Here is a 223-nt window from a genome sequence, read left to right on the forward strand (position 1 = left end):
AACTGTGTGGTTTTTGGCGATTTATCTCATGACTCAGGAGAAAAATGGGATTTCTGCACTTGAATTGTCACGTCAACTGGGCATTTCCTACAACGCGGCATGGCGTATGAAGCACAAGCTAATGAAAGCAATGAAAGAACGGGATGACGAAAAGCCTCTCGGCGGGTTTATTCAGCTTGACGACGCATACTGGGGAGGGGCTCAGCATGGCCCCCGAGGGCGA

1 protein-coding gene is annotated in these 223 nt (G+C 50.2%); it reads left to right on the forward strand.

Annotation, left to right across the window (positions count from 1 at the left end; genetic code table 11):
• Window positions 1–223, forward strand: a 223-nt coding sequence (locus tag SLS51_RS23910; RefSeq protein WP_323840930.1) for an IS1595 family transposase, incomplete at both ends; no start/stop codon positions are given.

The organism is Photorhabdus africana (assembly GCF_035181445.1).
GTDB lineage: Bacteria > Pseudomonadota > Gammaproteobacteria > Enterobacterales > Enterobacteriaceae > Photorhabdus > Photorhabdus laumondii.